Here is a 23922-nt window from a genome sequence, read left to right as displayed (position 1 = left end):
TAGCCTTGTTAAGCCCCTTTTGATAGGGGCTTTTTCGTTATAATGCGGCTAACAAAAGAGGTTGGCTATATGATACAAGTGGCTATAGTGGGTGGTGGACCGGGTGGTTTGATGGTGGCAGAACAGCTGGCAACCGATCCCCGATTTAAGGTTACAGTCTATGATGGGATGCCATCACCAGGGCGTAAGTTTTTGCAGGCCGGGCGGGGTGGCTTAAATATTACCCATGATATGCCTTTCGAGCAATTTGTTGCGGGTTATGGTCAGCAAGCAGCACGGATTAGACCTTGGTTAAGCATGTTTGGCCCAGATCATGTTCGTGAGTGGGTGCATAGTTTTGGTCTAACGACCTTTGTCGGTTCGTCGGGTCGTGTGTATCCTCAGGATATGAAAGCCGCTCCCTTATTGCGTAAGTGGCTGCAGCGTTTGCGTCAGCAGGGCGTGCAGCTATTAATGAGACACCAGTGGCAAGGTTGGGATAACTTGTCTTCTTCTAAGCAGTTATTAAAATTTCAAACGCCCGATGGTGAGCAGGCTATCGCAGCTGATCGGGTTATTTTGGCACTCGGTGGCGCCAGTTGGCCACATTTGGGTTCAAACGGGGCTTGGATTGATTATTTTAATGACGATGAAATAGCACCGTTTTTACCGGCCAATTGTGGCTTTGAGCAGGCCTGGTCGCCGATTTTTCAACAGCAGTTTGCTGGTCAGCCGTTAAAAAACGTGCGTTTAACGGTAGTGGATGCCCAGCAGCAGGCCTGGTCGCAGCTTGGTGAATGTCTGATAACCCAAGCCGGTATCGAGGGCAGTTTGATCTACAGCCTATCTCGGATGATTCGTGATACCTTGATGCAGCAAGGACGGGTTCAGGCTCATTTGGATTTATTGCCAGCCTTAACCGAGGCGCAGTTGCTACAGCGTTTAAGTAAGCCGCGAGGCAAATTGAGTATCAGTAACTTTTTAAAGCGCACCGGTATTGATGGCGTGCGTTTGGGGCTATTGCGTGAACAATTAACCAGCGTGCAATTAAACCAAGCAGTGGCAGATCCTGCGGAGTTAACCGGTCTGCTGAAACACTATCAATTGCACTTAACCCAACCAAGACCTATTGCAGAGGCGATTAGTAGTGCCGGCGGTGTGCGTTTTAGTCAGGTTGATGGGGTGGGGCAGTTGATAACCAGACCTGGTTGTTATTGTGCTGGAGAGATGTTGGACTGGGAAGCACCTACAGGTGGCTTTTTGTTGACTGCGGTTTTATCGCAATCGGTTGCAGTGGCACAGCAGATAAAATCGACTGTGCCTTAGATTCCGCTGAGTAATTAGTCAGCCGCAGCTGATTCTAGTTCGCTGTCTTGATTATTCAAGCCAGGATCACCATCTTCTAATACTTCAAATTTATAGCCAATACCATAAACGGAATGAATGACATCCGTTGCCGGCCATACTTGATGCATTTTTTGACGCAATTTTTTAATATGACTATCGACTGTGCGATCAGAAACAATACGCCCATCTTGATAAATACGATTCATCAACTGAGTGCGCGAGAAGATTTGTCCTGGGTGCTCATAAAGCACTTGAAATAACGCAAATTCCACCGCGGTTAAGGCCACAGATTGCTCTTGGTAGTGAATTTGTGAGCGGGTTTCATCCAGTGTCCACTCGCTGGGTTGTTTCATCTCGTAATGACGACGAAGTACAGCGCGAACGCGAGCCATCACTTCGCGTGGGCTAAAGGGTTTGCAGATGTAATCATCGGCCCCCAAATCAAGCCCTAAAATGCGATCCATTTCTTCCACTTTTGCACTGATCATAATGATCGGAACCTGGGAGGTTTTACGCACGTTTTGACAAATGCTAATCCCGTCTACCTCGGGTAGCATAATATCCAGCAAAACCAAGTCTGGGTGCGATTCCCGAATGGTTTTAACCGCATTAGCGCCGGTGTTAAGTTGCTGAGTCGAATAGCCTTCAGCCTTGAGATAATCCTCGAGCAAATCGGCAATGCGTTTCTCATCTTCAATAATTAAAATGTTCATGATGCATAAGCCTCCTGAGGCAGGGTTAGAGTAAATTTAAGGCCGCCTAATTGGCTGGCAGAAACGGTCACATCACCTTGATGCGCTTGCACAATTTGTTGTACTAACGCCAAGCCAATCCCCGCCCCACCAAAGCGGCGGTTACGTGACCCTTCGGCACGATAAAAGCGTTCAAACAGATGTTGCATCGCTTCTTCGCTCACGGTCGGTGCCGTATCTTCTAGAGTTAAGTGTAACACTTTTTTGTTTTGGGTAAGCGTTAGGTGAATCTCGCCAGGCGCGTCAGTGTAGGCAATGCTGTTGGCGAGTAAATTTGCCAACATTTGATGTAAGCGGTCACTATCGCCGAGCAAAAACAGGTCCTGTTCGGGCAGGCGAGCGTAGAGTTTAAGACCTTTTGTTTCAGCCTGGCCATGGAAGTTATCAAGGGCATTTTTAATGAGGTTGGTGACGTTGACGCGATTCATTTGATAGCGTAGACCACCGACATCATTCAATGCGATTTGATAAAGATCGTCAATCAGTCGGTTTAGATGCACCACTTCACTATGCAGGTTATCGAGGGTTTGTTGGTTAAGCGGGCGAACACCGTCTTTCATTGCCTCAATATCGCCACGGATAATCGTTAATGGGGTGCGTAATTCATGCGAAATATCAGCAATCCATTGATTACGGCTTTGTTGGTTTTTTTTCAAGCTTTTGGCAAGATGATTAAAATCTTGTAACAGCTGCCCCATTTCATCCCGGCGGTTAACTTTTAAACGCGTATCAAAGCGCCCTGCGGTTAAAGCGCGCATCCCTTGGGTAACTGCTAGGACCGGGTGAATAAAATAATGGGCAATCGGGAGCAGGAGCAGGCCGGTGATGAGCACTAAAAAAGCAACGCTGTATGTAATGAGCTCGCGCTGACGCTTTTCTAGCTGAATATCCAAGCTTTCTGTGAGCTCTTCACGATGGGTATAGCCAATATAGCCAATTTTCTCATCATTCAGTTCGATAGGTAAAAACAAAGTACGGTTACTGGTTTCGTTGCCAAAAATGCACTGGCGTTCTGTTGTCATAAGACTCAAGCGCTTTTCGGTATAATCCGGATGAAAGCGTTTGAATTCCGAGAAAGGGTGAAATAAAAATACTTCGGCGGGTACCATGGTTTCGGCAAAATCGACTCTGCTGGAAATACCTACCAGGTTTTTCCAGGTAACTTCATCCATCTGCGATAGGTCATGCTCGCCACGTTGCGTAAGCACATGTTGCAGATTCTTTTTGATCCGTTCTAGATGCAGTTGATCGCGTTGATCGACATATTCAATCAAGCTGGTCTTGAGCATATAGTGGTTGGTGACAATCGTACCAATCACTAAAAATAGTCCAAACAGCAACGCGACTAAAATTAATTTTAGCTTAAAGCCTAGCATATGCTTGAGCGTTTCCTTGGCTGTCATCCATTGGGATGGCATATAGTCGTATTTAAAAATGCGATACAAGTATAGCGAGTCCTTTGCTAGGCATTAAGTAAATAGATGGAATGCTAAACGTCTCGTTTAACGCAGTCCATCGCATAAACCGTTTTGCCATCTTTTTCGATTTTTTCCAGACCATGAACATCCGTTTCAAAGCCAGGGAATTTCTCGTTAAACGTTTGCGCAAACTTTAAGTAGTTCAAAATCGTTTTATTGACGCGTTCGCCAGGGATCAGTAATGGAATACCCGGTGGATAAGGTGTCAATAGTACCGCGGTAATGCGGCCTTCTAGATCGTCAACTTCAACACGCTCGATTTTGTTATGCACCATCATCGCGTAGGCATCAGCGGGTTTCATCGCTGGCTCCATGTGCGAGGTATACATCTCGGTGGTTAAGCGCGCGACATCACTTTCACGATACATGTTGTGAATGGCATTACACAAATCACGCAGACCAATACGCTCATAACGAGGGTATTTTTTAATGAACCCAGGTAACACGCGCCATAACGGCATATTGCGATCATAGTCGTCTTTAAACTGCTGTAAGGCGGTTACCATCGTATTCCAACGGCCTTTGGTAATCCCAATGGTAAACATGATAAAGAAGGAGTAGAGCCCTGTTTTTTCAATAATAACTCCGTGTTCGGCGAGGTAGCGCGTCACGATGGCTGCTGGAATACCAGACTCTGAAAAATCGCCATTGACCGCCAGGCCGGGTGTAATGATGGTCGCTTTAATCGGATCGAGCATATTAAAGTTAGACGCTAAATTACCAAAGCCATGCCAGGGATCATCGGTGCGCAATACCCAATCATCACGTTCGCCAATCCCTTCTTCGGCTAACTCATCGGGACCCCAAACCTTAAACCACCAAGAGTCACCGTATTCTTCATCGACTTTGCGCATTGCGCGTCTAAAGTCAATCGCTTCAGCAATCGATTCCTCAACCAGTGCCGTACCACCCGGGGGCTCCATCATGGCCGCGGCGACGTCACAACTAGCAATAATCGCATATTGCGGGCTGGTGGAAACGTGCATTAAGTAGGCTTCGTTAAAGCGGCCGCGGTCTAGCATACGCTTGGGTGATTCTTGCACCAAAATTTGGCTGGCTTGGCTTAAGCCGGCAAGTAGTTTATGGGTGGATTGACAGGCATACACCATAGGGCCTTCGGAGCGATTGGTATCGCGTCCAATGGCGTGCATCCCTTTGTAGAATTCATGGAAGGTCGCGTGCGGTAACCAGGCTTCATCGAAGTGGAGGTTCTCAACCGACTCACCGAGAGTTTTTTTAATTTTATCGACGTTATACAAAATACCATCATAAGTACTTTGGGTGATGGTGAGCATTTGCGGTTTGGCATTGGGGTTTTTCACCAATGGGTTTGCGGCAATTTTCTGCTTAATGGTATCCGGGTGGAATTCGCTTTCCGGAATAGGGCCGATAATGCCGTAGTGGTTGCGGGTCGGCATCAAAAACACCGGCACGGCGCCAGTCATAATAATTGAGTGGAGAACGGATTTATGGCAGTTACGGTCCACTACCACCACGTCATTATCGGCGACATTGGCGTGCCAAACAATTTTGTTGGAAGTCGAGGTGCCATTGGTGACAAAAAACAAGTGATCGGCCCCGAAGATGCGTGCCGCATTGTGTTCGGAATCGGCCACCGCGCCGGTATGGTCGAGTAATTGACCCAGCTCATCCACTGCGTTACAGACATCGGCACGCAACATATTCTCACCAAAAAACTGATGGAACATTTGTCCCACTGGGCTTTTTAGAAATGCGACACCACCGGAATGGCCTGGGCAGTGCCAAGAGTAAGAACCATCAGCCGCATAGCCGGTTAGTGCACGGAAAAAGGGTGGCGCCAAGCCGTCTAAATAGACGCGCGCTTCACGCATAATATGCCGCGCCACAAATTCGGGCGTATCTTCAAACATATGAATAAAGCCGTGTAACTCTTTTAGCACGTCGTTTGGAATATGGCGCGAGGTGCGGGTTTCACCGTATAAAAAAATCGGGATATCCGAGTTACGGTTGCGGATTTCTTCAACAAACAGTCGTAGCTTGGCAATCGCACTGTCTTTGAGTTCTTCGTCGGCAAACTCATCATCGTCAATGGACAGGATAAAGCAGGAGGCTCGGTTTTGTTGCTGGGCAATCATGGCGGTGTCGTTAAAGCTTGTTACACCAAGGGTTTCCATTCCCGCCGATTCAATCGCATCGGCTAAAGCACGAACACCGGTGCCGGACGCATTTTCAGAGCGAAAGTCTTCATCAATAATGACGACGGGGAAGCGAAATTTCATAACCTGTCCAATCCTTATCCGAGTAGGAGAATAGTAATTTAATTGTTTTAGCATTATACAAAACGCCACTCAAAATGATATGAAAGTTTTGCGATGCTGTGCTTCCGTTTAGTAGCAGGCCTGCTTATACTGGGGCATCATTTTTGAACGGATAGGCAGGTTATGCCACGCGGTTACTTTTGGGTTGGGTTTCTACTAGCGGTTATCGGCACATTACTGTTTTCGGTCAAGTCTATTTTGATTAAGCTGGCGTATGAAGCGGGATCTGATGCCGATGGTGTTATGTTTTTGCGTATGCTATTTGCTTTACCGATTTATGCGCTAATAGCAGGCCTGCTATGGCAACGCTATCCAGGCAAGCGCGCGGTTATGCAGTGGCCATTATGGGCGAAATTGGTCGGCTTAGGGTTTATGGGTTATTTTTTATCCTCCTGGTTGGACTTAAAGGGTTTAGAAACCATTTCGGCGCAGCTAGAACGACTCACCTTATTTACCTATCCGATTATGGTGGCGATTTTAGGGGCGTTGTTTTTTAAACAACCGCTGACCCGCAAAATCATTGCCGCCTTAACCCTTTCCTATTTGGGTATATTAGCGATTTATGGCGAAGAAGCGCGCATGGCCGAAACCGGCACGGCATTAGGCACCATCTTAGTAGCCTTGGCGGCGCTCAGTTTTGCGTTTTATGTGTTATTTAGCCGCGCGATTATCGCCCAGGTGGGGAGTTTGTGGTTTACCTCTTGGGCAATGCTGGCGGCTTGTGTTTGGGTAGTGGTGTTTTTTGCTGTTTGGATTGATTTTGACAGCTGGGTGTTTAACCGTGAAATTTTACTCTGGACGTTTTTATTGGCCATTTTTAGCACGGTGATTCCGAGTTTTATGATTAGTGAGGCGATTGCCCGATTAGGCCCGGCACAGACTGGGATTATTGGTAGTTTAGGGCCGTTATTTACCATCGGTTTGGCGGTGTGGATTTTGGCCGAACCTTTTACGCTATGGCATTTATTGGGCTTTACATTGGTTATGCTTGGGGTGGGTTTGCTCACCCTTAAAAACCGCTAAAGCATAACCGTCACTAATTCACCATGGAATGGGGGTTTATTGTAAATAGCCCGGTAGCCAAGTAGCCAGACTGGGCCAGGCGGCGAGCAAGGCAAGCAAGCCCAGTTGTAGCAATATAAATGGTATAACACCTTTGTAAATATCGACTGTTTTTAAGACATCACTGGCCACACCGCGTAAATAAAACAGCGCAAAACCAAATGGCGGGGTTAAAAATGCGGTTTGGAGATTAATCGCGATCATAATTGCCAGCCAAATCGGGTCTGCGCCTAGCAGTAATAAGACCGGAGCGACAATCGGCACCACCACATAAGTGATTTCGATAAAGTCTAAAAAGAACCCTAAAATAAATAAAAACAGCATGGTCAGTAGCATGAGGGTAAATAACCCACCGGGCAAGTTGCCGAGGAGATCATGTGCTAGGTCGTCACCGCCTAAACCTCTAAATACCAGCGAGAAAAATGCCGCACCAATAAAAATTAAGAAGATCATACTGGTGAGCTTAAGGGTGTTACGCATGACATAGTTAAGCGTCGCCATAGAGAGTTGGTTTTTTAACAATGCTAAGGCCAGTGCGCCCAATGCACCTAATGCACCCGCTTCCGTTGGGGTGGCAATACCTAAAATAATCGAGCCTAACACCAATAAAATCAAAGCAATCGGCGGAATTAAACTTTTTACCACGCGAACCAGCAGGCCTGGTTGCGTTTGCGTCACACCGTGTTGTGTGGCTGCTACAAACTTTGGAACGCGATGCGGTTGAAAGAAAGCAACGCCGAGCATGTAAAGCAAATACAACCCCACCAATACCAGGCCTGGTATCAGTGCACCGGCAAATAAATCCCCTACCGATACGGTTTCGGGCGCAAAAATGCCTTGCTGCAGTTGCGCTTGTTGATAGGCGTTAGAAATCACATCGGCCAGTAAAATTAAAATAATCGACGGTGGGATAATTTGACCGAGTGTGCCGCTGGCGCAAATGGTGCCACTAGCCAACTTGGGGCAATAACCTTGATGCAACATGGTCGGTAAGGCTAATAAACCGAGCATCACCACGGTTGCACCAACCAATCCGGTGCTCGCCGCTAATAAAGCGCCGACTAAAATCACCGCAATACCCAAACCGCCACGTACGCCCTTAAAGACCTCGGCCAATGTGAGTAGTAACTGATCGGCAATTTTGGATTTTTCTAGCATCAATCCCATAAAGATAAATAACGGCACCGCGAGTAATGTTGAATGGGTCATTATCGAATAGATGCGGCTGGGTATCGCATTGATAAACGCCATATCAAATACACCGACTAGGATGGCACCAAAGGCAAATAACAAAGATACGCCGGCTAGGGTAAAGGCCACGGGAAAACCGATCATTAGTGCGACTAGCACCAGTAAAAATAAGACTAACGACAACCATTCCATATTATTTGGTGTCCTTTGAAGTGTCCAAAAGCGCTAAGCTGTACTGCGCGATAAAACCCAGCGTTTGCAGGATCACCAGGCCTGGCATAATTAAAATCAAGGTTTTTAGTAAATACACATAGGCTAGGCCACTGGCATCGAGCGACTTTTCTTGAATCGCCCAGCTGGCACCAACATAGCTCCATCCCGCCCATAAAATAAACCCCATCACCGGCAACACAAACAACACCGCACCAAGCAAGTTTACCCAGGTCTGGTGGCGTGGGGATAGGCGCTGGTAGAACACATCCACGCGCACATGCTGATTTTGTTGATAGGTATAGGCAATACCCAGCATAAACAGCGTGGCGTGAATATATATCAAACTTTCGTCCAGTTTACTGGCGCTAAAATTGAAACCGTAACGCAGTAATACCGCCGCCGCCGTTGTTAGAACCAGCGCCAGTGTTAGCCACGCAACGCCATGCCCAAGGGTGCGCTGAAAGCGATTTTGGTAGGTTATAAAAAGTGCTATTGCTTGCATATAAAGTCTATTAAACACTCGGGTTTTTTTAGGGTTAAAATAAAGGCTTTAAAAGCTTCTATCAAATTATTGTGCTTATAGTTTTACTGTGCGCTTTTGGTGTATACAGCCTATTTTTGTTCTGCTACCTTAGCTCAGTTTTATCAGTCATAAAAATAAACCAACAGTATAAAGTATTTGGGAAAATGGTCTTGCATAAAAATTTACTGCAGCAGCCTCTACTATTTGGTAATGAGGAAAGTCAAACTTTCACCAATCTAACGGCATTGGTTGATAATATTGAACCGCATGTGACTTCGGTAAGCTCGAGAAACGAACAAGAGTGCTTTTACAAATATAGCCAGATTAAAGTTAATGACATCAAGGTTACTTCCGAGCTATTAAGCTATTTTGAGGTAGGCGCGGTCGTGAATAGCCACAGTTTGTTAATTGCGTTAGATGGTCACTATGAAATCAAGACCAAAAAGACCTCGCATCAAGCCTACAAAGCACATGGATTAATAATCCCGCCAACCAGTGAAATCCCTTTGTCATCGTCTAGGAATGAGATGACCAGCGGTTTAGTCATTAATTTTGATTTAGAGCATCTTAACAAAACCAGTTTAATCATGCGCGGTGAGCCTATCGATCGGACGAGCATTCAGCCTATTTCATTACAAATTAATCAAGTTGATTTTTTGCATCTGTTGCTGGCATTAGTGGCTCAAATTAATGGCGTAAATGGTAATACGCAATTACTCGCCTTAAATGGATTTGATGATCAATGTTACCGGCTGCTGGTAATGATGATGCAGCCTGAATTTTTTTTGAATGCCAAGCCCACGCAGCAAGACGAAGTCATTATCAGTAAAGATTTTATTAAGATGATAGAGAACTATCTTGAGCAACAGGTTCACCGACCCATCAATGTTACGCAATTGCAAGAGTATTTAGGCTTATCGGCGCGAGGGCTTCAATATGCCACCAATAAATATTTTGGTTGCTCACCAAGACAGTATCTCAATAACAAAAAACTGGATTTAGCTTACGAGTTATTACGGGATATCAATAACCAGAAAACCATTCTCGAAATCAGTTCAGATCTCGGTTTTTCCAGTCAATCGCGTTTTACGACATTTTTTGTCAAACGCTTCGGTTTAAAGCCTTCTGAGATCGTCAAAAAACGAGTCATTGGGTAGGGCTTTCAGCTCACTTGGTTTAATGTTCTGCTAAACCTTCTTCGGGTATCCCCATTGATCGCTAACAGCTGTTCAGACTATACCTTGCATATACTCCATCTTCTTCAGTTTTCTTGTTTCTCTTACTCTTCTTTGTAGTGCTCTTTTTTTTAATCAATTAATCCGTAAAAATAACTTATTAATAAAATTATTTAATTAATTAGCGCTAGTTAGCGAGTATTTTATGCTTTTAGTGATAATTTATGATAATTTATGATAAATCGTGATAATGAGTAACATTAGGTTATTTTGCGTGTTTTTTAGTCGAAATTTAATGTTATTCTCCTGTTATATTTATCAATCTAAATTGCGTGTTTGGTGTATTTGGTTGCAGTAAATCCGGAATTAACTCAATTAAGCTAATTGTATTGGCAGGAGCCTCTGATGAACGGTCGTCAAAGTAAAATCAAGCGCGCGTCACTCAATCACACCTATCGCTTAGTTTGGTCCGATAACAAACAAATGTATATTGCTGTTGCCGAAATTACCCCGGGCAAGGGCAAGCGTAAGGGTGGTGTGGTCGGTGCCATCGCGGCAATCATGATGGGCTTTGGCGGCATGGCTCATGCGCTCGACCCCGGCACTCTGCCAGAGGGTGGCAAGGTCACCTATGGTCAAGTGGATATGACCTATTCAAAAAATTTGTTGCAAATGAATCAGCATTCGCAGCGTGCGATTACCGAGTTTAACAGCTTTAACATCGGTCGAGATGCTGAGGTGAGCGTTTCCCAGCTTAATAACGCGACGATGTTAATTCGCGACAAAAATCACGACCCTTCTCAAATCATGGGGCGAATGAACGCAACCGGCAATATCGTTTTGGTCAATCCGAATGGGGTGTTGTTTGGGAAAAATGCACAGGTTGATGTCGGCAGTTTAATTGCCTCTACCTTAGAAATTAACGACCAAGACTTTATCAACGGTAACCTGATGTTTAAAAACCTCGGTTTTAGCGATGGTGAAATTGTGAACTTGGGTCATATTCGTGCCAATGGTGGTGTTGTAGCGCTGATTGCCAACACGGTGGTAAACCAGGGTGTTATTGAGGCACCGCAAGGCCAGGTTGCCTTAGCCGCAGGTAATCATGTGTCATTAGACTTCAGTGGCGACGGCTTGATGACGGTGACCGTGGAAGAGGGCGTGATTGATGCGTTGATTGAAAACGGCGGTTTAATCCGCTCGCCAGAAGGTGTGGTGATTATGACCACCCAGGCCAGAAATGATATTTATCGTAACGTTATTAACAATACCGGCGTGGTTGAGGCAACCAGCCTAAACCGTGATGCGAGCGGGCGGGTGATGCTTTTTGCCGGCAGTCAACAAGGCCAAGTGAATCAAGCAGGCCTGGTTGATGTGAGTAACGAACAGGGCGTGGGTGGTCAGGTTGATATTACCGCTAATCGAGTTGGTCTATGGGCAGAATCGACCATAAACGCTAGCGGGAAAGAGGGTGGCGGTAGCGTACGCCTGGGCGGGGGTTATCAGGGTAATGAAGCGGATATAGCTAATGCGCAAGCGGTTTATGTTGCACAAACAGCACAGATTAATGCTAATGCACACCAAACTGGTGACGGCGGAAGGGTCATTGTCTGGGCCGATGAAACTACCCGCTATTACGGCCATATTAACGCCACCGGCGGCGCCCAAGGCGGCGATGGTGGTTTTGCTGAGGTGTCGGGCAAGGCGTTCCTAGACTTCCGCGGCACGGCCGATATGACCGCGGCGGCGGGGCAGACGGGGACGTTGTTGTTGGATCCGACGGATTTAAAAATTAGTGATGAAACACAGTCCAATATCGATGATAGTGGTGACCAGCAGTTTGCCCCGCATACCGCTGGTTCTGAATCAATTTTAAATGTATCCACTCTCACAGATGCGTTAAATTTAGGCAATGTTATCGTCACCACGGTGAATTCGCCAGACAGTGACCAAACCGGAAATATCACCGTAGCGTCTGCCATAATTTTTGATGGGCCTACCAGCACGCTAACGTTAGACGCCGCTGGCAGTGTATTTGTGAATGCTGTGATTTCTAGTAATAGCGGCAATCTCACGATTAACGCGCAAACAAATATTTCAGGTTCATCACCCATTAGTATTGCTGGCGCTACTACATTGACCGCTACTGATGGCTTTATCAATTTGACCAGTAGTTCGAGCAACTATGAGGTGCTCACAGCAACGGCTGAAGGCAATATTAGTTTGCGCGACGCCACGGGTATTGAACTTGGTGACATTCGTGCGGGCGGGAATTTTACGCTGGTTACAGGCTCGCTGATTCGGCAGGCTGCTGGCAAAACTATTAATGTGGATGGGGTAACTACCCTGACTGCTGGTGGTGGTGGTGGGTTGGGGTTAGATACTGCCAATATCACATTGAATAACGAAGGTAATGAATTTGGTACCGCGTTAGCCATCGAAGCTGGCAACGATGTCATTATTCGCTCAGCACAATCTACATTGACACTGTCTGGCAACACCGCGGTGGATGGTGCGCTGACGTTGACAACCACGAATACGACAGACGGCAATATTGCTTTTGGTAGTGGTTCCGTAACTGCTGGTCAGGTATTAACGATAACTGCAAAGGGCGACATAACGGGTAGCGGCGACCTAACCAGCACCAACCGAAATATTAAAATCTCTGCCGACGGCAGTGTAGATCTCTCTGGCAAGCTTTCCGCAACAAAGGCATATGCCGCTGAAATTGTGGGTAGTAGTGTTATTTTCCGTGGTGGGTATATTCAGATCGATAGTAAGGGGGGTGGCGGTATTGTATTGGGCGGTGAATTAGATACCGATTATTTGATCGGCCTAACTGCCACTGGCGGACCTATTAGCGCGACTGGTGCGCTGAAAATTCAGCAGGCTAATCTGTTATCCGCCACATTTTTCGGCCAAACATTTGACAGTCGCGTTGAAGGTGAATTAAAACAATCGCCTGGCCTTAACTTATCGGCCCCAACGGCCAGTGATATTACTGCAACCGATATAGGTAATGCCGTCCAAAACCTAATGGTGAGTGGGGGCAATAATGTCAAATTTTTTGATAGTGGTAGTTTGTTCGTACAGAGCGCTAGCTCGGTTGCTGGAAACCTAACGCTGACAGCAGATAATGATCTTACGGTTAATAGTGCAAATGTTACTGGTGATGCCACTCTAACTGCGAAAAATATTCTCCGCGTTGATGGTGCAAATGTTACTGGAAACGCCACACTCAAGGCAGAAACAGGCAATATTGTTCACCGTTCGGTAACTATTGATGGTGATCTTTCCCTTACCGCAGCTGAAGCTGTCACAGGTACATTTTCAGGAACGTCCACTGTTGGTGGTAACTTTTCTGTTACCGCGGGTGACCATATCAATTACGGCACTAGTTTTGCTTTCAATGTGACAGGAGATTCCACATTTACGGTCACAGCTGCCAATAAAAACCTGACTCTGAGTGCTGCTTCAAACGTTTTTTCTGGGAACGTTACCATGGCAACATTGAATGGTGGTACTTATCAGGATCTCAACTTCAGTAATAGCACCAGCAGTGCTAGTGTCATCAATGGGTTTCCATCGAGCTCTTTGCGCAATGTCACATTCACGTTTGCTAACTTGAATACTTTTGAAATCCCGACCATGTTGTTGACCGGGACCCTGAATGTACAGGTGCCAACAGGCAGCATTACCCAGGAAGTGGGTGGTATTGTTATGAATGAAACTGCTACAACTGTTACCGCAACTTTTAGGGCCGGTTCAAACAGCATTACGTTGTTAGACAATAACAATCGAATTAACAATTTGATTGTTCAGAGTGCGAATGGGTTGGATTTTTATAATGGCCGTGCCCTAGTCATCCAAAACATGGAATCACTTTCAGGTACCATCACCATCGAAGCGAAAGGGGCTATTACTCAAAATACCACGTCATCTTCTGGGCGGATTAATGCATCAGGCACTATAGCAGCGTCTTTTATAGCCCGTGAAGGTAGTGCAGCTAATGACGCGCGATATGATATTACACTCAATAACTCCAGTAATCTTTGGAGTACCTTGGCGTTTGATGGCGAAAATGTTGCTATTCAGAGTAACAGCAATCTTGTTTTGGCCGAAGCTGAGGCGAAAGGCACGCTGACATTGCAAGCCAGCACAACGAGTCGCGATCTTACGCAGTCAGGCACGGTTATTTCTGGTTCGACAACGACCCTCAACAATTGGAATGTGGTTACGCTTGACAATGCAGCAAATAAGTTTGGGCCGTTAAGCATTTCTGTCAATTCTAGCTCTAGTAATTCAGGGCAGATTACCATTCGTGAGGATGACGCCATTACCCAGGCGTCTGGCTGGAATCTGAGTTATGGTTCTTCCTCCTCTTTATTACGGTCTGTGGAACTTACCACCAATGGTCAGGCCATTGATCTTGATAACGCAGGAAACCGACTCGGGGCTTTGAAGTTAACCCAATTGGGTGAGGGCGACTCACCTGGCGATGTCACCGTGCGCAATGAGCGGGCAATCACGCAATTTGGTGCTTGGGATACACGCGGTGTTACTATCCTAAAAACAGATAATAACGCTAGCATCACCCTTAACCAAAATACCAGTACACTCGGTCCGCTTCAGATATTGAGCGGCAGCGGTTTGGTATTTATTGATCTGAATGCGCCTGACGCTTCGACGGCAGCCATCAGCGACTTCTTCGATACGAATTACACCAACAATGGGGCATGGCGGACTGGCACCACCACCTTATTGGCGCGCGATGCAAGCGGAACAGCTCGGGGTGGTGATATCAGTCTGACGAATAAGGGCAATGTGCTGGGCGGCCTGCGCATTGAAGCGAACGCGGTAACGATTACAGAGAATGATGCGATCACGGATCATAGCTACTGGAACACAGGAAATACTGTACTAAGAGCAGCTGCCGGTAAGTCTATAACCCTTGATTCTTGGTCTGGAACAGTTGGCAATGTTCTTGGCGATATTACTATTGAGGCGTTTGATACTAATGGTGATAGTGGGGCGACGCTAACGTCGGTCACCATTTCGGAGCAAGATGATATAACCCAAGGCGCAGCATGGAAGATTGGCGATACTCCGGTGACCCTAAATGTTGTCGGCTCTGGTTCCAATCCGGAGTTTTATAATGGGAAATACGCCATCGACCTTAGCCAGTCTGGGAATGTCCTCGGTGACATCAACATCGTTACCATCAAATCTGGTACGACCCCCACCGCACGACCAAAATCGGTTGCGATCACCGAAAATGACGCAATAACGCAGGGAAGCGCTTGGGAGCTCAGTGCATCTGGCAAGGCACCCGTTACACTGATCGCTGAAAACAACAATGCGGTGACCCTTACGCACGCAGCGAACATTCTTGGTGACCTGTCTGTAACGGGAGGAACCGTATCGATTACCGAAAATGATGCCATTGAGGATGGGGCCACGCCCTGGAACACTACGGGAACCACCACACTTAATTCATCCGGTCATGCAATTAAGTTGGTTAATGAAGAAAACGTCTTTGGCGATATTGCTATTACTAATGGCGCCGCGATCACATTGGTTGAAAATAGTCATTTAACACAGGCATCTGCATGGAATGTGGGTAGTAATGCGGTTTCTGTGACCGCGCGTAACGGCAATGATATCGTGCTCAATCAGCTCAATGTGTTTGGTAATTTAAGCGTCGTCACTGAGACCTCAGGTGAGATTTCGGGAAATGCCACCATTTACGAAAATGACGCCATTGTTGAGGGAGATGCTTGGTCAGTACCTGGACTACTCACCTTGCGTGCGGGAGACAGTAGTTCAACCAATGAAGCAATTACGTTAGGCGCATCGGACACCGATATTGGCAGACTACAAATTGTTGCAGCCAGTACAGTTAATATCACTGAATCGAACGCCATCATGTTTGATGGAGGTGTCAGTTTTGTTGATGGTGACTTTAGTTTGCAGGCAGGTGGAGAAATCACAAACACTATCGATGGCTCCATCAAGGCGGAACGTTTAATTATTACCGGCGCAGACGCATCTGTGACTTTGGATAATGAGCTCAATGAAGTGGCAACACTTGATGTAGAACACGGCGGTGGCAACTTAACTTTCGTCAATAGCGACACTTTCGCACTTGCTAAAGCAATTATTGGGGCAAACGAGGTCGATTTAACGGCAGCTACGGGTACGATCAACGGTCTAAATCTCATCCAGAACATTGCAACCGGATTGACACTTACCGCTGATACCTTAACGCTACCTGACCTGTCGGTAGCCGGACCGATGACATTTAATACGACCAACATCGATGGTGATGCCATCAAGATTAATGGCAGTTCAGGAACCATTACCAGCACGGCCACGGGGAAAATTACCTTCAACGGTAATATCACTCTTGGTAGAAGTGTAACTGTTCAAAGTAACGGTGCTGTTGGTGATGAAATTATCTTTAATGGACCAATTTTAGGCGCTGGGAATCGGCTAACAATTGATGCTGGTGCCGCGACCACCACGTTTGAGAATAGCCTTAGCGATATTGGTAGCTCCGGGGATAATACCGCTCTTAATTTGCTGAGCACTGGCGAGACTATTTTTAAAGCGACGTTGGGTGCCGCAAGTGGCATCAATGCATCCGGTGCCGTGGCGTTCCAAGACACGGTAACTCTGGCCGATGGGGCGGGTGGCTCGACGTTTACCGGTGTGGTTACGCTGGGTAAGTCCGGTGGTATGGATTTCAGTGGTTTTGACAATCTAACGTTTAGCAGTGGGCTGGTGTTGGCAACTGGCGCGGCGACGATTGATTCCAACAACTCCACATTAACAATTGGAGGCGCAGTTTCTGGTGCCTTTGACCTCACTTTAAATGCCGGGAATGGCACTATCACCGGGTTAAGTGAAGTGGGTAGTTCTAATTTGACTTCCTTGACCGCGAGCGCTAGAAATCTGGCGATTTCCGGAGACTTTTCGATTGCTGGAGCTCAGACCTATACGGCAACTGACGGAACTCAAATTACGCTTAATGGCAGCGTCACCAGCACAGCGGCTGGCGATATTACCTTTAATTCAGCGATTAATTTAAACGCTGCAGCAACTGTTTCGTTTGACAGTTCTGGCACAGGTGTTGATTTCAGCAACTCAAAAATTGTTTTCAAACAATCGATTCGTGAGAACTTCGCGCTCGTAGTTGATGCGGGTGCTGGTGATGTTGCATTTGAATCTGCAATTGGCCAAGTTAAGTTAGCCAGCGTTGATGTGACTGCCGCCAACATTACTCTGAATGATGTAGCGACAGTGGGCTCGCAAAGCTATGTGGGCGCAATCAACACCAACAGCACGTATACCTCTGATGGCTCCAGCATTACCTTTACGGGTGCCACGGTCGCTAACTCGGCGCTGGTGATTGATACGGGTGCTGGCGCGGGCGATGTGACCTTTACCAGCACGCTGAACTCCAGTGATGGTGGTTTTAATGATGTCACCATTACAGCGGGAACAGGCAGTATTGCGTTTGATGCAGCCGTGGGTGCCGCGGGCACAGAAAACGACGGTCGCTTGGGTGCCGTGACCATCCACAGCGCTGAAGATGTGACCGTGGCCAATGGTGCAGCCTTCAATGCCCTGAGCATTGAGCAGGTAGCGGGCACAGGCATCACCACCTTCGGTGGCACCGTGAGCACCACAGGCCAGATCGGTGGTAGCTCAAGCAACGATAACGGCATTGATCTGAACGGCAACAACGTTCGCTTTTTGGCGGGTGTTACCACCACCAACGACGGTGCAGTGCGCATCAACAACGCAGGTCTCTTGACCATCGATAACGGCGCGAACTTCGACCTCGATGGCGCCTTTGCTCAGGTCAGCACCGCCAACTCCGGTTCGGTGAATCTCGGTGGCAACATCACCACCGCCGATGCCAACATCAGCTTCGCGAAGGGTGTGACCCTGACTCAGGCCGTAACTCTGGATACCGACACTGATGGTGGCAATATCACCTTCAGCGAGACCCTTGATGGCACGCACAACCTGACACTGACCGCTGGCACGGGCGATATCACCTTCAGTGATGTTGTCGGTGGCAGTGGCAATGCACTGGGTGCGGTTTTGATCACGAGTGCAGACGTGACCTTTGCTGCTGAAGCGTTCAATGCCGCGAGTTTGGTTCAGTCAGCTGGCACGCGCACGCAACTCTCAGGCAATGTAACGACGACGACATCCGCGGGCTTGGACCTCACGGCTGGTGTTATTGAGTTGGGCACACAGCAGATCGATACCTCGGCGGGCAACGGCATCGTACGTATGAATGGCGCCACCGAGTTGGCGGTGTCCAATGTCACAATCACTCGTGGCTCAGGTGCGGTGACCTTTACCGGGACGCTTGATAGCTTGCCTAACCCATCTGAAACTGACTCAGCCTTTAATAGCCTGACCATCAACGGCACAGATGGTGGCGCTGTTACTTTCCAAGATAACGTCGGTGCGGGCACCAACGGTCGCTTGGGAGTGGTGACGATTGCGACAGCAACTGACGTTACGGTTGTTGATGGCAAGTCGTTTAACGCGGTGAGCTTCGAACAGCAAGCGGGCACCGGCGCCACCACCTTCGGCGGCACCGTGGATCTGAGTGGTGCATTTGACTTCACCGGTCAGGCGCTGACCTTCAACGCCAGTGGCAGCACCATCGGTGGCACCATGGATGTGACCAACGCAGGTCTGTTCACCACGGCTGATGTGGCAGATATCACAGTCACCGGTCAGTTCACGCAAGACGGCACTGGCACCAGCAGCTTGGGCGGCAACCTGACAGCTACCGCAGGCATGCGCTTCGATACCGCCATTGCACTGACCGGTACTGACGCTGTGGTGCTGAGCACCGGCGGCGCTTCGGGCCAGAACATGGTGCTGGGTGCTACCAATACCGCGACCATCACCGGCGCCGCTCAGGCCTTGACCTTGGATGCTGGTACGGATGGCAACATCACAGTGCGCGGTGCAGTGGGTGCCGCGGGTGCCGACGCGCTCGGTGCGATCGTTGTGACTGAAGCCAACGAGGCTACATTTGAGCAAAGCGTCACTGCAGCCAGCTTCACGCAGTCTGCCGCGAACACGACCACCGGCCTGACCACCTTTGATGGCACCGTGGCTCTGAGTGGCGCCTTTGATTTCACAGGCCGTTCGTTGACGTTGAATGCGGCGAACAACACGGTCGGTGACACGATGACGGTTAATAACACCGGTGTGTTCACCACCGCCGATGTGGCCAACATCACCGTGACCAATGCCTTCCAGCAGTTGGGCGGCGGCACAGTGACCTTGGGTGCGAATCTGCAGAGTACGAGCGCTGGCGTGACCTTCGCCGATGCCGTCACACTCAATAGCAGTGATTTGATTACTGTGACCTCAGGTGGCGCGTCGGGTAACAACATTAGTTTCTTGAGCACGATCACCAGTGCGGATAACGAGTCACTGACCCTGAACGCTGGTTCGGATGACGATATCTCTGTGACCGGTGCCGTGGATCTGGGTACAGGCAACCTGACGATCACTAATGCGTCAGCGGTCATCTTCAGCAACCAGATCACCGCAGGTCGCTTTACGCAATTAGCTGGTAGTGACTTAACCGCATTGGCAGAAGTGCTGCTGTCAAACGATTTTGCGTTCACCGGTCAGAACCTGAAGATCAATGGTCACATTGACAGCGCTGGTACGGTCACCGTGACCAATGAAGGCACATTTGCAACTTTAGGCGGTCGCTACATCACCGCCGATCAAGGCTTTACTCAGAACGGCGCGGGCACGAGCACCATTGGCGGTAATATCACGACCACCAACAGTGCCATCAGTTTTGCCACCGGTGTGACCCTAGCTAATGCAAGTGCGATAGCAATGTCGACGGGCACAGGCGCCGGCAACATCACCTTCTCCAGCACCTTGAACGGTGGTCCGAACCTCACCCTCACCGCTGGCGAAGGCAACATCACCTTCACCGGCCCAGTTGGGGGTACGACCCCTCTGGGCGCTATCCTGATTAAGAGCGCCAACCAGACGCTGGCTTCGAGCACGATTAATGCCGCGAGCCTGGTGCAAGAAGGCGGCACGCAGACCACGTTGACGGGTAATGTGACCACCACGGCGGAAGAGGGCGTTGACATCACCGCCACCAACATCCGTCTGGATGGTCTGACCATCGATACCACCAACAACAACGGCATCGTCCGCATGAACGGCGCCACACGCCTGGATAACGACGTCACTATCACCCGCGGCACGGGTGCGGTGACCTTCACCGGTACCGTTGACAGCATTGCCAACGATACCGACACCGCCAGCGAGCTCCACAACCTGACCATCAACGGTACCGATGGCGCGACCATTGCCTTCCAGGACAACGTCGGTGCGGCGAATAATGGCCGCCTGGGAGCCGTCACCATCGCTACAGCGACCGGTGTCACGGTTTCCGACGGCAAGTCGTTTAACGCGGTGAGCTTCGAACAAGTTGCAGGTACAGGCGCGACCACCTTCGGCGGCACAGTCAACACCAGTGGCGAGATTGGTGGCACCCCTGCTAACACGAACGGCATCGACATCACGACCACCGGCACGGTGCAGTTCAAGCAAGCGGTGACCACCACCGGCAGCGGTGCGGTGCGCATCAGCAATGCCGACACCCTGACCATTAATAACGGTGCGCACTTCAACCTGGCTGGTGCGTTTGATCAGCTAGGCGGAGGTACGGTGAACCTGGGCGGTGACATCACCACGGCCGATGCCGCAATTGACTTTACCAATGCCATCACACTGACCAATGGTGTGACGGTTGATAGCGGCGCAGGTGCTGGCAACATCACGTTTGGCACTACCATTAACGGTGCGCAGGCTCTGACCTTGACCGCTGGCACTGGCAATGTCGTGTTCCAGACGCTTGCCCATGTGGGTGCTGGCACAGCCCTGACCTCACTGGATATCACCGCGGCCAACATCACCCTGCGTGATGTGACCACCACGAGCACTCAGCATTACACTGCTGGTGGCACGATTGACACCAGCAGCACCTACACGACCGATGGCTCGAACATCACCTTTGCCGGTGCCACGATGGCCAACTCGGCGCTGGTGATTGATACGGGTGCTGGCGCGGGCGATGTGACCTTTACCAGCACGCTGAACTCCAGTGATGGTGGTTTTAATGATGTCACCATTACAGCGGGAACAGGCAGTATTGCGTTTGATGCAGCCGTGGGTGCCGCGGGCACAGAAAACGACGGTCGCTTGGGTGCCGTGACCATCCACAGCGCTGAAGATGTGACCGTGGCCAATGGTGCAGCCTTCAATGCCCTGAGCATTGAGCAGGTAGCGGGCACAGGCATCACCACCTTCGGTGGCACCGTGAGCACCACAGGCCAGATCGGTGGTAGCTCAAGCAACGATAACGGCATTGATCTGAACGGCAACAACGTTCGCTTTTTGGCGGGTGTTACCACCACCAACGACGGTGCAGTGCGCATTAACAACGCCGGCACGCTGACCATCGACAATGGTGCGAACTTCACCCTAGATGGCGCCTTTGCTCAGGTCAGCACGGCTGATACGGGTTCCGTGAGCTTGGGTGGCAACATCACGACGACTAACGATGCGATCAGCTTTGCCAAGGCCGTGACCTTGACCCAGGGCGTAACACTGGATACCGACACGGCGGGTGGCGACATCACCTTCAGCGAAACGCTGAACTCGGCCGCCGAAACCGCACACACGCTGGGTCTCACCGCTGGCAGCGGCGACATCACCTTCACCGGCCTGGTAGGGGGTACGACCCCTCTGGGTGCGGTGACCGTGAGCAATGCCCGCGACGTGACGGTCAACGGCCTGCGTGCTGCCAGCTTCGTGCAGACGACTGGCACCGGCACCACCACCTTAAACGCGGGCACCTTCGGCTCCGATACCGAAGCCATGGCGACGACCACCAGCGCAGGTGTGCAGATCAACAACCAGGCGATTACAGTCAACCATGGCATCAATACCACTGATGATGGCGTCGTGACCTTGAATGCCACCGCAGGCCAGCTAATCATTGCAGCCGACGGTGACATCAACGCTGACGGCGCTGTGCATCTGACTGGCGACGACGGCATCGAAACCGCGGGTGACATCATCACCAATGCAGATGAAGTCACCTTCGTCTCGGCCACGACCCTGACCGGTGCGGTCGACATCGACACTGGATCCGCCAACATCAAGTTTAAACAAGCGCTTGATGGTCGTCACAGACTTACCTTGACGGCAGGATCAGCAGGGATTGACTTTGAGGGTGCGGTCGGTAGTTCGTCAGGATTGGGTGATGTTCTTATTCAATCTGCTGAGTTCCTAACCGCTGAAAGCACTATGAGAGTCGGCAGCCTCATTCAAGTAAACACCGGAGAGACAAGTCGTCTAAAAGGTCATGTAACGACCACTGATAGTGGCGGTTTGCAGCTGAATACACGGCAAATCTTTTTGGAAGCATTGACAATCGGTGCCACTGAAGGCGATGGCATTGTTCGCCTAGCTGGTAGCACGGATCTTGAAGGTGATGTCGTCATCACTCGAGGCACGGGTCCAGTCACTTTTGCGGGTTCAGTTTTTAGCTCTGCAAATCATTCGCTTCAAATAAACGAAGACGGCTCTGGCGGTGATGTCACCTTTGAAGAAACGATTGGGAATTTGGCTAACAGTGAACTCAGTAGCCTCACCGTAAATGGCGGCAATGATGCACTCATCACAGTTATGGGTAATGTCACCACCACGGGTGTGCAGGATTACCAGCAGCAGGTCGTGATTGCCGATGATCTGACCATGAAAGGCTCACAGATTGATTTTGGCAGCACGGTCAATTCGAGTGCGACGGATTCCAATTCAGACAACCACAACCTGACCATTGATGGTGGCGCCAGCTTTGCCGCGTCTGTGGGTGAGACAGCCATCGGCGACCTAGAAGTAACAGGAACGGCAGCCCTGAATGGCGGCACGGTCACAACAAGTGGCACCCAAACCTACAAGAACACGGTCACTTTGGGTGCCGCCACGGTTCTCACGGCCACCACGGTGACCACCGAGGGTACTGTTGTTGGCACTACAAACAGCTTGAAAGTGTCTGGTAATGCGGTGTTTGGTGATGGTGCAGCCGACACTCTGACCGGTTTAACGACGCTTGAGGTAACGGGTACCACACGGATCAATACAAAAACCATTACCAGCCGCGATGCCCAGACTTATGGCGGCGCAGTCACGCTGGGTGAAACCACCACGCTTACCACGACAAATGCTAATGTCACCTTTAACAGCAACATCGATTCAGTAGCCAGCGGCAGCAAAGCGCTAACCGTTTTGGCTGGCACGGGCGACATAGAACTCGGAGCCGCAGCAGGTTTGGCCGAAAACGGCGCACTGGGTAGCATCGACTTAACGGGTGCCAACATCCAGTTGAGTGACGTGACCACCACGGGCACCCAGACCTACACCGGCGCGATTACCACCAATAGCACCTACACCAGTGATGGCAATAACATCACTTTTGACGGAAACCTCATTATTAATGATGCTTTGGTGGTGACGACTGGTGCCGGTGCGGGTGATATCACCTTTAAGGGCACTCTAGATAGTCAAGCCAGCGGAAACTATAACGTTACCCTGACCGCCGGCACTGGCAACATCGGTTTTGAACAAGCGGTTGGTTCTACAGATGCCATCGGTGATCTGCTGATTCACTCGGCTACTGCTGTAACCGCCGATAGCACAATCGAGGTCAATAGTTTCATTCAGAGTGCTGGGTCGGGCACAACAACGTTAAGTGGCAACTTGACAGCCAGTGGCAGCAATTCGAGCGGTGATGCCGTAAATATTACTGCCAACGTCATCGCA

The 23922-nt window shown here is 49.4% G+C and carries 9 protein-coding genes (1 of these 9 only partly in view); 4 read left to right on the top strand and 5 right to left on the bottom strand.

Going from position 1 to position 23922, the window contains the following annotated elements:
- Positions 1-69 precede the first annotated feature (69 nt).
- The gene (locus tag THICY_RS07385) at positions 70-1305 is read left to right on the top strand and encodes a BaiN/RdsA family NAD(P)/FAD-dependent oxidoreductase (protein ID WP_013835988.1); all 1236 of its coding nucleotides are present in this window, start codon (positions 70-72) and stop codon (positions 1303-1305) included.
- Between the two features lie 14 nt (positions 1306-1319).
- Here the strand turns inward: THICY_RS07385 and THICY_RS07380 are convergent, their stop codons facing one another.
- The 3 genes from THICY_RS07380 to THICY_RS07370 are packed head-to-tail and all read right to left on the bottom strand — an operon-like array spanning position 1320 to position 5817.
- Positions 1320-2039: a response regulator gene (locus tag THICY_RS07380; protein WP_013835987.1), complete on the bottom strand. Its 720-nt coding sequence runs from the start codon at positions 2037-2039 to the stop codon at positions 1320-1322.
- Positions 2036-3523 carry an ATP-binding protein gene (locus tag THICY_RS07375; protein ID WP_013835986.1) on the bottom strand — a complete coding sequence of 496 codons (1488 nt, stop codon included), beginning with the start codon at positions 3521-3523 and terminating at the stop codon, positions 2036-2038. Before THICY_RS07375 ends, THICY_RS07380 begins: the two co-directional genes overlap by 4 nt.
- Before the next feature lie 44 nt (positions 3524-3567).
- Entirely contained in the window at positions 3568-5817 is a 2250-nt protein-coding gene (locus tag THICY_RS07370; protein ID WP_013835985.1) for an arginine/lysine/ornithine decarboxylase, read from the bottom strand.
- Positions 5818-5979: 162 nt separating this feature from the next.
- Here THICY_RS07370 and THICY_RS07365 point away from each other — a divergent pair, with 162 nt between their 5' ends.
- Positions 5980-6879 (top strand): DMT family transporter, encoded by a 900-nt coding sequence (locus tag THICY_RS07365; RefSeq protein WP_013835984.1) that lies wholly within the window; start codon positions 5980-5982, stop codon positions 6877-6879.
- A 36-nt stretch (positions 6880-6915) separates the two neighbouring features.
- Here the strand turns inward: THICY_RS07365 and THICY_RS07360 are convergent, their stop codons facing one another.
- Positions 6916-8301: a TRAP transporter large permease gene (locus THICY_RS07360; protein WP_013835983.1), complete on the bottom strand. Its 1386-nt coding sequence runs from the start codon at positions 8299-8301 to the stop codon at positions 6916-6918.
- Between the two features lies 1 nt (position 8302).
- On the bottom strand, positions 8303-8824 hold the full coding sequence (locus THICY_RS07355) for a TRAP transporter small permease subunit (RefSeq protein ID WP_013835982.1): 522 nt from the start codon (positions 8822-8824) through the stop codon (positions 8303-8305).
- A 191-nt stretch (positions 8825-9015) separates the two neighbouring features.
- On the opposite strand from THICY_RS07355, the gene THICY_RS07350 reads away from it, so the two are divergent.
- Positions 9016-10002 carry a helix-turn-helix domain-containing protein gene (locus tag THICY_RS07350; RefSeq protein WP_157862733.1) on the top strand — a complete coding sequence of 329 codons (987 nt, stop codon included), beginning with the start codon at positions 9016-9018 and terminating at the stop codon, positions 10000-10002.
- Between the two features lie 423 nt (positions 10003-10425).
- Positions 10426-23922: the 5' end (the start) of an autotransporter-associated beta strand repeat-containing protein gene (locus THICY_RS07345; RefSeq protein ID WP_013835980.1), read on the top strand. 16326 nt of this gene lie beyond the right edge of the window; only the first 13497 of its 29823 coding nucleotides appear in the window; it begins with the start codon at positions 10426-10428; its stop codon lies beyond the right edge, outside the window.

Source organism: Thiomicrospira cyclica ALM1 (assembly GCF_000214825.1).
In the GTDB taxonomy this organism is placed as follows: domain Bacteria; phylum Pseudomonadota; class Gammaproteobacteria; order Thiomicrospirales; family Thiomicrospiraceae; genus Thiomicrospira; species Thiomicrospira cyclica.
Note: the sequence above shows the minus strand (reverse complement) of the source record. Positions and strands in the feature narration are given on the sequence as shown.

Excerpts from the sequence above, each read along its gene's own strand:
- THICY_RS07380 (WP_013835987.1), bottom strand. The coding sequence starts at position 2,039 with ATGAACATTTTAATTATTGAAGATGAGAAACGCATTGCCGATTTGCTC.
- THICY_RS07360 (WP_013835983.1), bottom strand. The coding sequence starts at position 8,301 with ATGGAATGGTTGTCGTTAGTCTTATTTTTACTGGTGCTAGTCGCACTA.
- THICY_RS07370 (WP_013835985.1), bottom strand. The coding sequence starts at position 5,817 with ATGAAATTTCGCTTCCCCGTCGTCATTATTGATGAAGACTTTCGCTCT.
- THICY_RS07355 (WP_013835982.1), bottom strand. The coding sequence starts at position 8,824 with ATGCAAGCAATAGCACTTTTTATAACCTACCAAAATCGCTTTCAGCGC.
- THICY_RS07385 (WP_013835988.1), top strand. The coding sequence starts at position 70 with ATGATACAAGTGGCTATAGTGGGTGGTGGACCGGGTGGTTTGATGGTG.
- THICY_RS07365 (WP_013835984.1), top strand. The coding sequence starts at position 5,980 with ATGCCACGCGGTTACTTTTGGGTTGGGTTTCTACTAGCGGTTATCGGC.